2 protein-coding genes are annotated in these 10,276 nt (G+C 43.1%); both read right to left on the minus strand.

Going from position 1 to position 10,276, the window contains the following annotated elements; all coding sequences use genetic code 11:
- Positions 1-51: 51 nt before the first annotated feature.
- Positions 52-9,540 carry an isopeptide-forming domain-containing fimbrial protein gene (locus tag E5S68_RS07545; RefSeq protein WP_275946149.1) on the minus strand — a complete coding sequence of 3,163 codons (9,489 nt, stop codon included), beginning with the start codon at positions 9,538-9,540 and terminating at the stop codon, positions 52-54.
- Between the two features lie 88 nt (positions 9,541-9,628).
- Positions 9,629-10,219: a TlpA family protein disulfide reductase gene (locus tag E5S68_RS07550; protein WP_049522917.1), complete on the minus strand. Its 591-nt coding sequence runs from the start codon at positions 10,217-10,219 to the stop codon at positions 9,629-9,631.
- Positions 10,220-10,276 lie beyond the last annotated feature (57 nt).

The raw sequence follows: 10,276 nt of genomic DNA on the forward strand, positions 1-10,276 counted from the left end.
AATACCGCAAGAAGAGGAGTAAAATATTTTACCCTCTTCTAGCAATATGTGTTATTGCTCCTTCTTGCGTTTCCAGATAAGAAGGCTAGTCATTCCCAACATGAGGCCACCCACAAGATTCATTACTGGAGAATCAACTGCTGCTGTCTTCGGTAAGATTGGTTGTGGTTGTTCTGGGACCTTCGGTGTTGGTTTCTTAGGTTTTGGTTTATCTGGGATTGGAGCTGGTGGCAAGTCACCATTCGGTGCCGGTGGAATCACTGGCGTTGGAGGTGTGTATGGACCAGGTGGTGGTGTATTTGGTGCTGGTGGGAATACCTTCACTTCGTAAGTTTCTTTTGGTTTATGGTTGAAGCTTACTTTTGCAACGTTTGGCACACCATTGTCGACGTACTTGCTAACATCGACGCCATCTTTGAAGCTTGTGTACAAGACAAGACGGAGGGTGCTTCCTTTGAGGGCATCTAGAATAGTTTCATCTGTGATTTCAACAGTTACTAGATTTGTTGCTTCATCATAGGTGACAGTTGCAAAGGCACTTAAGTCAGAACCAGTAATTTCACCACGTTCATTAGAAACTTTGCTTAGATTTTCAACTGCCTTATCAAGTTTCGCTTTCGCTTCTTCTAGGCTCTTGATTTCTTGTTCAAGTTTCTCTTGAGCTTGTTTTTGATCAGCTGATGTTGGAAGTCCACCTGACTTATCAGCGTTTTCTTTCAGAGCTGTCAATTCATCTTGAGCCGCTTTCAAGCTTGCTTCAAGTGTTGTCACAGCTGCTGCTTTTTCTGCTGATTCTGCATCTTCTGCTGCTGCAGTCTTGGCAGCTTCTACTTGCGCTGTCAAGTCAGCGACTTTAGCTTCTGCTGCAGCTACTTGTTCTGCAATTGAACCAGTAGTTGGTTGACCAGCAAGGTCTTTCAACTCTTGTTTTGCCTGATCAAGCTTGGCTTGAAGCGCTGCTTGGATAGAAGCAAATTGAGCATTTTCAACCTTGAGGGCAATTTTCTTCACTTTCAGAGCCTTATCGATCTCATCTGAGAAGGTCAAGTTGGTCAATTTCGTCTTGACGTCGCGACCGTATTGGTCTTTGACTGGATTGCCGTTCTCATCTTTTGGATCGGTTGGAACTGGAGTAGTGATGTCGAAGCGGAAGAGTTCGCCAGCTGTCTTCAAGCGGTAAACAGAGCCTGGTGCTGAACCATCCTCTGGACCAACAGTTTTTTGTGGTCTGTTTGGATCTGGATCGCGTGGTTTTTCAGGATCACGTGGTTTCACCGTCACCGGCTTAGATTCCTTGTTTCCTGATTGACCATTGCGGTCCTTGAAGGATACAGTCGCCTTGTTTGGAACAAGTTGTTCTGCATAAGGTGTCAAATCGCTACCTGATTTGAGTTTAGATGGAATGTACAATTGAATTTCTTTGAAGCCTTTGAGGCGAGCAAAGTCTTTCACTGTCACGGTAACAGTGTTACCTTCCACTTTCGTTTCAAGAGCTTCTTTGGCATCGTAACCATCGACGTAAGCCACTGGTGTACCCGCGATTTCCAATACTGGTTCAAGGGTATCTGTTACAGTGAATTCTTTATACTTGTCGATATCTGCAGGCAATTTCGTGTTGACATTGTACATGTAGCCAGCATCGTAGTCTACATCCAAGTGATCCAAGGTACGATTGATCTTCTTAGAAATTTCTGGTTCTGGTACTTTCGGTACAACAACCGGAACGGTGTTAGAGTCTTTCTTCAATCCTGGATTGTTATTAAGGATGTAAGATGCTGTATTTGGTACTGTGTAGCCACGATCTGTCAGATAAGGAGTAAGATCTGCGTCGGCTTTGACTTTGGCCTTGAAGGTTACTTGTACTTTCTTGCCAGCGCTTGATTTCACTGTTGCTTCTGGGAAGTTAACTGTCAGAGTTTGTCCGTCAGTTGTGACAGTAGCATCAGTTGCTTTACCATCAAGAGTTACGTTTGCAGTTCCTTCAAACTCTAATACAGGATCAAGAGTATCGGTTACTGCGAAGGCTGTTGCATCTTCTGGCATCACTGTGTTGATCGTATATGTAAATACTTCATCACGGTCTCCAAGAAGGGCTTCAGCTGTACCGTTGACTTGTTTTTCAATTTCAGGCTGACCTGGGTTTGGAGGTGTAACTGGGACTGTGTTCGAGTCTTTGGTTACGCCTGGTTTGTTAGGGAAGTCTACCTTGTAGCTTGCCTTGTTAGGGATCTCTACTTGATTCGTTGTAGCAGAGATATAAGCTCCGAGGTTGGCACCCTTCTTGATCTTAGCTGTGAAGGTCAAGTTTACTGCTTTACCGCCGTTTTCTTTCACTTGCTCTTCTGTAAGCGTCAAGGTAATGGTTTGTCCGTCAACCTTGATTTGGTTAGCCTTCAATTCTTTGCCGTTCAAGCTTGCACTTGATGCGCCTGCGAATTCAAGAACATCTACCAAGGTATCGTGAACTTCAAAGGCTGTCGCATCTGTTGGAACACTTGTGTTGACGTGGTAAGTGAAGACTTCATCACGTTTAGCTAGTGTTTCAGCAGGTTTGTCGTTAACATCCTTCTTAATTTCTGGCTCACCTGGTGTTGGTGGGATAACTGGGACTGGTTTAGATTTTTGCTCTGTGCCAGGATCGTTGTTGAAGTTGTACTTAGCCGTATTTGGTACACGGGTTACGCCATCTTCGTTCACATATTCTGACAAGTTTGCACCATCTTTGATCTTCGCTTTGAAGGTCAATTCAACTGTCTTACCAGCATTGGCTTTCGCTTCTTCTTCAGTCAATTTCACTGTAATCTTTTGACCCTTGAAGCTGATGTGGCTGGCATCCAAAGCTTGGCCGTCAAGAGTTGCGACAGCTTCAGCGTTTTCGCCTGCAAATTCAAGAACTTTTTCAATCGTATCGTATACTGCGAATCCTGTAACATCTTGAGGAACTCGAGTAGTCACTTTGTAAGTGAAGACTTCATCGCGTGCTCCTAAAGTTGCTTGGTCTTCGTTGTTTACTTTCTTCTCGATTGGAGGAAGTTCTGGTGATGGAGGTGTAACTGGGACTTCATTTGAGTCTTTGGTTACGCCTGGTTTGTTAGGGAAGCTTGCTTTGTAGCTTGCCTTATTCGGAACTTCAGTCTTACCTTCTTTGGTTACGTAAGCAGAAAGGTTGGCACCATCCTTGATCTTAGCTGTGAAGGTCAAGTTCACTGCTTTACCAGCGTTGGCTTTGACTTGGTCCTCAGTCAATGTGACTGTAATCTTCTGACCGTCAACCTTGATTTGTTCTGGAGCAAGAGCTTCTTCACCAAGAGTTGCAGTTGCACGTCCAGTACCATCTGCGAATTCAAGTACGTCTACCAAGGTATCGTGGACTTCAAAGGCTGTCGCATCTGCTGGAACTTCAGTGTTGACATGGTAAGTGAACTCTTCGTTACGAGCTTGAAGCGTTTCAGCTGGCTTGCCGTTGACATCTTTCTTGATCTCTGGCTCACCTGGTGTTGGAGGTGTTACTGGAACCGTGTTGGAATCCTTGGTTACGCCTGGTTTGTTAGGGAAGTCTACCTTGTAGTTTGCCTTGTTAGGGATCTCGGTCTTACCAGCAGGTGTGAGGTAAGCTGCGAGGTTGGCACCCTTCTTGATTTTAGCTGTGAAGGTCAAGTTCACTGCTTTACCGCTGTTTTCTTTCACTTGCTCTTCTGTAAGCGTCAAGGTAATGGTTTGTCCGTCAACCTTGATTTGGTTAGCCTTCAATTCTTTGCCGTTCAAGCTTGCACTTGATGCGCCTGCGAATTCAAGAACATCTACCAAGGTATCGTGAACTTCAAAGGCTGTCGCATCTGTTGGAACACTTGTGTTGACGTGGTAAGTGAAGGTATCGTTACGGTTTACAAGGGTTTCAGCTGGTTTTTCGTTGACATCCTTCTTGATCTCTGGTTCTTTCGGAGTTGGAGGAGTAACTGGGACTACATTAGAATCTTTTCTAAAGCCTGGTTTATTAGGGAAGTCCGCAACGTAACTTGCCTTGTTTGGAACCTCAGTCTTACCATCTTTGACGTAAGCTGAAAGGTTTGCGCCATCCTTGATCTTGGCTGTGAAGCTCAATTTCACCGCTTTACCAGCGTTGGCTTTGACTTGGTCTTCTGTAAGGGTCAAGGTAATGGTTTGGCCGTCAATCTTGATTTGTTCAGCCTTCAATTCTTTGCCGTTCAAGCTTGCACTTGAAGAACCAGCAAATTCGAGAACATCTACCAAGGTATCGTGGACTTCAAAGGTTGTTGCTGCTTGAGGCACTTCTGTCGTTACATTATAAGTAAAGACTTCATCGCGTTTGTTAAGAGTCGCAGCTTCTTTGTCGTTAACGTCTTTCTTGATTTCTGGCTCATTTGGTGTTGGAGGAGTAACTGGGACTTCGTTGGAGTCTTTGTTCACCTCAGGTTTGTTAGGGAAGCTAGCAGTGTAGCTTGCCTTGTTTGGAACTTCCGTCTTACCATCTTTAGTGATGTAAGCTGAAAGGTCTGCATTTGCTTTAATCTTAGCAGAGAAGGTCAATTTAACAGCTTTACCACCGTTAGCTTTGACTTGGTCTTCTGTAAGGGTCAAGGTAATGGTTTGACCTTCAACCTTGATTTGTTCAGCTGGAATTGCTTGGCCGTTGAGGCTTGCACTTGCACGACCTGTAGGATCTGCGAATTCAAGAACATCTACCAAGGTATCTTTGACCGCAAAGGCTGTTGCATCTGCTGGTACTTCTGTATTTACATTGTAGGTAAATTCTTCAGTAGCTGTCTTCAATGTTTCAGCTTCTTTGCCGTTGACATCTTTCTTGATACCTGGCTCACCTGGTGTTGGAGGTGTTACCGGAACTTCGTTAGAGTCCTTATGGTATTTCGGATTGTTGTCAATATCATAAGAAGCTTTGTTCGGAATTTCAGTTGTACCTGCAGGGGTGATGTAAGCTGCAAGGTTTGCGCCATCCTTGATCTTAGCCTTGAAGGTTACTTCGATAGACTTGCCAGCATCTGCTTTCACAGAAGCTTCTGCAAAGGCAATCTTGATGGTTTGATCTTTGACTGTTACAGTCGCTTTCTTACCAGCGGCTTTTCCATCAATCTTCACAGTTGCAGATCCATCTTTACCTACAAATTGCAAGACATCTTTCAATTCGTCAGTGATTTCAAAGATCGATGCATTAGCAGGCATTTCTGTTGTAAGAGTGTAGGTAAACTCTTCATCACGTTTCGCTAATTCGTAACGTTCTTGACCGTTGACTTTCTTCTTCAACTCAGGTGTTGTGGTTGGAGGAGGAGTTACGGTTACAGGAGTTGATTCTTTCTTAGAATCTGGGTTGTCATTAATGATGAAGCTTGCAGTATTTGGCACTAAAGGCTTGTCTCCAGCTGGATTTGGATAAGCAGCTAGAAGGGCATCATATGAGACATTGTCTTTGATCTTAGCCTTGAAGGTAATATGAACAGCTTTACCAGCATATTTCTTCACTTGGTCTTTATCAAAGGTTACAGTGAGTGTTTGACCGTTGGTTTGAACAGTGAGGTCTGTTGCTTTTTGGCCATCCACTTCGACAGTTGCATCCCCATCAAAGGTTAATTCATTAACCAGTTGGTCTGATACTTCAAACTTATCAGCAACTTCAGGAACTTTCGTATCGACTGTATAAGTAAAGCTTTCGCTTAATTTATTCAAGTCAGCGTGTTCTTGATTGTTCACTTTCTTCGTGATTGGTGGAGGAGTAACCGTTACTGGTTTTGTCTCTTTCTCACCTTGCTGATCGCTCTTGTTAGTGTAAGTGATTTTAGCTTTGTTTTCAATTGCTTCAGCAGTTGATTCTTTCTTCACTTTCGCCTTGATAACAAGTTCAACTTCTTTATCAGCGTAGTCGCCAGCATTTTCAAAGTCCTTCATCGTAGCCGTTACTGTTTGACCAGTTACTGTTACCGTGAAGAATTTATTAGCTTCACCAGCGATTGTTGCTTCACCAGCTTGGAGATTTTCATCCAAGGTATCCGTGATTACAAATGATTTGTAAGAAGTGATATCGTTTGGCAATTTAGCCTTGATGTTGTAAGTGTAGTCTGTTTCAGCTCCGATTACGGCTGTATCCAGCTTCTCATTGATTTTCTTCTTAACAGTTGGTTCTGATGGAGGAGTAACCGTTACTGGTTTTGTCTCTTTCTCACCACTGTGGTCGTTCTTATCAGTGTAGCTGATTTTCGCTGTATTCGGAATCTTAACGCGAGTTACACCATCATTGATCTTAGCAGGGATTTCAAGTTCAACTTCTTGACCTGCAAGATCCGCAGCATTTGCAAAGTTCTTCATCGTAGCCGTTACTGTTTGACCTTGAACTTCAACATCGAAGAAGGCTGCTGCTGCACCTTTAATGACAGGTTTTGTTTCACCTTCATTGATGACAGACAATTCATTTTCCAAGGTATCTGTGATCACAAATTTCTTGTAATCTTTGATATCTGTTGGAAGTTTTGTCTTAACGTTGTATTTGTATTGTTCTCCTGTCGGGATATCTAAGTGATCAAGATTTTCATTGATCTTCTTAGTTACAGGAGGAGGAGTAACATGAACTGGAGTTGATTCTACTTCTTTGTCCACATTGCTCTTGTTTGTGTACTCAACTTTCGCTTTGTTGTCGATGACTTTACCTGACACGCCTTGTTTCACTTTGGCAGGGATGATCAACTCAACAGTTGAGTAGTTAGCAAGGTCTTTGAACTTGCCTGGTTTCACAGTAGCTGTAACAGTTTGACCGTTCTTTTCTACTGTGAAGAGATCCGCAGCATCTCCCTTAATAGTTGCTTCTCCATCAAATTCCAAATCGTTATCAAGCGTATCGCTGATGACAAATTTCTTATAAGAAGAAACATCTGCTGGGATAGCTGTTGAAATGTTGTAGGTATATGGTTGACCTTCGAAGGTTTGGTAATCTTCTAAGGTTTCATTGATTTTCTTCTCTACCGTTGGTTCTTTTGGTTTCGGCGGAGTAACGGTTACTTCATTAGAAGTTTTCTTGATGTCGTTCAAAGCGACGTCTGCCTTGTTAGGCACCTTGATGGTTCCGTTCTTCTTGTACTTGCTCAAGTCAGCATTTGGACGGATCTTAGCCTGGAAGACTAAGTCCAGTTTTTTAACTTCGTCGCCACCACGACGGTTGACCAAACGTGCCAAACGATCCATATCAGCTTTATCCAAGCTGATTTCAACAGTTTGATCTTTTAGGGTCGTCGCCTTAGTGAGAGCCGAATAAGTTTTTCCATCAATAGTTGCTTTGATGGTGCTTTCTTGAACTTCCAATTCTGGAACGACTGTATCGGTTACAGTGAACTTGTCAGCAGTACCTGGCCATGGAACAGATACCTTGTATTCGAAGAGTTCATCTTCTGTCGCAAGGTCCGCATGTTCTTTTTCGTTTACTTTTTTCTCGATGTCAGTTGACAATGGAGGTTTTACATAAACAGGGTTTGAACGACGGATGGTGCTTGGCTTGTCTGCTGTCTTAGCGTGAGGGTCTGGGTTTGGAGAATCATCTTCGCCATTCCACATGATATTCCCTTGGTTGACCAAACCAAAGCCGTTGCTATCTTGAAGAAGGGCTAAGTAATTCTTACTTGCTTGATCCTTGCGGAATTCTTCTTTCAATTTAACCGTAATCTTGAGCTCTGCTTGTTTCAAGACCAAATAGTTGTAGTTTGTCCCGTCGCTTGGCACATCTGCCACGACGATGTCGCGTTCGTTTCCAGCGCTGTCTTGACCTTTCACGACACGAGTTGTTAGAGAACCATTAGGACCAGTCGCTGAGCTACGAACCACTTCCAAGCGGTAGTCCAATGGGTCAGTCAACATAACATTCTTCTTGAATTCATAAGGAACGTTGTTGAAGTTGTAGTTTACTGTATACGTAAATTCTTCAGCTTTATCTGACAAGTTAGCTGCATAAGCTGGTTTTTTAGTCAATTGAAGTGGGTCTTCAATGGTACCTGTATCGTTGCTAAGATCTTGGTCTTCGATTTTCTTGGTTGCACTTGGGTAACAGTATTCAAGTTTTTGAACTTCTACTGTTTCGTTGTGACCCCCAATTGTTTGAGTTTCGAAGTCACCAACCTTAAACTTACCAGTCAACTCAGGAACTTGAACTTGTTCTTTAGCTGGTTGGTAACCTGCAGGAGGATCTTGTTCATCATCTTCGTCCACTTGCTCAGCATGAGCTTCTTTACTCAAGTCGTAGTCGAAGTTGTTCTTACCAGGGTTGAAGACACTTTCTGGTACAGAGATAGTAACATTGTCACCATCCTGTTCGATCTTACCACGGATTTCCTTGTCAGGATCTTTGACTTCAGAGACAATCTTCTTCCCATTGATTCGAACAGCATCTACCTTGTAGCCTGGAGTGACCGTAAATTCACCCTTGATATCTTCCTTGACCAAGGCAGCCCCAACAGATTCCAAAACGCGAGCTGAGAATTTGTCGATATTGTCTTGTTCATTAACATAGAAGGAAACGTTTTTGCCATTTACTTCTTTATCTGGAGAAGCCATCCCTTGAAGGGCTTCATGGAAGATTTCCTGAACGGAACGGTTGTCTCCGATATCAAAGTATTTTGAGAAACCATTTTTGTAGACATCGTAGTACTGAGCCTTATCATTGTTAAACAGTGCTACGTCTTCCCAGAAACCTACAACTACAGTTCCGTTTTCCCCAACCACTCCTTTAAGAGTGTTCGCAGCATCTTTTACTTCGTTTACACGACCAATGATGTCTTGGGAAGCCTCAGAAAGTTGGTTATAACTCCATGCACGTTGGAGTTTTTGATTTCGAATGCCACTATAGTCAATTCGAACCTTACCATCAGCATCACGTTTACCATTGGCAACACCATCGGTAATCATGAGGAAGACGGTCTTGCGCCCATTGGCCATGCTACCTTTATTAGCGTTATACTGTTTGATAGCATCTTCGATGGCTGGAACTGTTGGAGTTCCTCCGTTTACTGTGATGTTATTGATAAAGTTATGGATTGCATTCTGATCAGTTGTAAGACCTGTTGATTTGTATTGATAATCATATTTTGGTCCCCAACCCGGATATACAGTTGGCTTACCTGTAAAGGTATCGTTGTTGTAATAGTTGTAGCCATCCACACCTTGGAAGGTGGTCATCATGACACGGTCTGATGTATCCGGATCATTAGTCTTGACCAAACGAGGATTGTTCTCATTGTAGTCTTCTTCACTAACAAATGTCGTTAAGGCCTTCAATGCCTTCTGAACACTTGGGATGGTATTTTTGAACGATCCACTCGCATCCTGCAAGATGACCAAGTCAATTGGTTTTCTTGGGAGTCGCCAGTGAATTTCTTCTGTCTTTTCAATCTTGCGCGAACATCCGTTTTGTGTGATCTTGGTGTTCTTGTTTCCTTGCGTGGTAACAATGTTCTCTTCCGCTCGGGCGTGAGTTACAAGAGCACTTGTTAAGTTTGCAGGCAAGGACATGAACAAGATTGCAAACAACATGAAAATCTTTTTACAAAAATTTTTCATAATTCCCTTGGAGCTTTTCGGAGCTCCGTCCTCCTTTTTTTATTTTTCTCTTCTATAGAAGTTAATTGTTTAGTAATGTTTCTAACGCTTCCTCAAACTCCTCTTGGTCTAAGTGATCGACAGCCACTCGGGTGACTTCTTGATCCTTGTCCACGAAGTAGATACTAGGAATCGTTTGGACTTGCAGAGCATCTGCAGCAGATTGGTCGCGATCGTAATAGTAAGGGAAGGTAAAACCTTTATCCTTTATATACTGATCGGCGGACTCTTTAGTCTCCTTACCCTTTTCCATCATGTTCAGCATCACAAAATTGATCTTCTTTCCATATTTCTCATACATCTGCTGAACAATCGGAAGTTGCTGTTGGCAGTGCGGACACCAACTAGCCCACTCTACAACGAGCATCGGTTTCTCATACTGGTTGGAACTTTTCAGTTCTTGATCCTTCTGGTCCGTCATTTTAAATTCTGGTAGTTGTTGACCAACTAGTTCAAGAGCTGTATTCTCTCTACTACTCGCTGTCGTCGTTGCACTATCCAATGGACCTGAACTCTTGTTCCGAACAGGACTGTTGTAATACAACAAACCTATTCCAGACACTACTATGACTCCCACCGCTAGGAAGGGGAGCCACCATCTATCTCTTTTCATATATTCTCCTTGTTTCCCTTGTTAAAAATGTTCTCCGATACACTCTCATATGTACCT

The sequence above is a fragment of the Streptococcus rubneri genome (assembly GCF_004785935.1).
GTDB lineage: Bacteria > Bacillota > Bacilli > Lactobacillales > Streptococcaceae > Streptococcus > Streptococcus rubneri.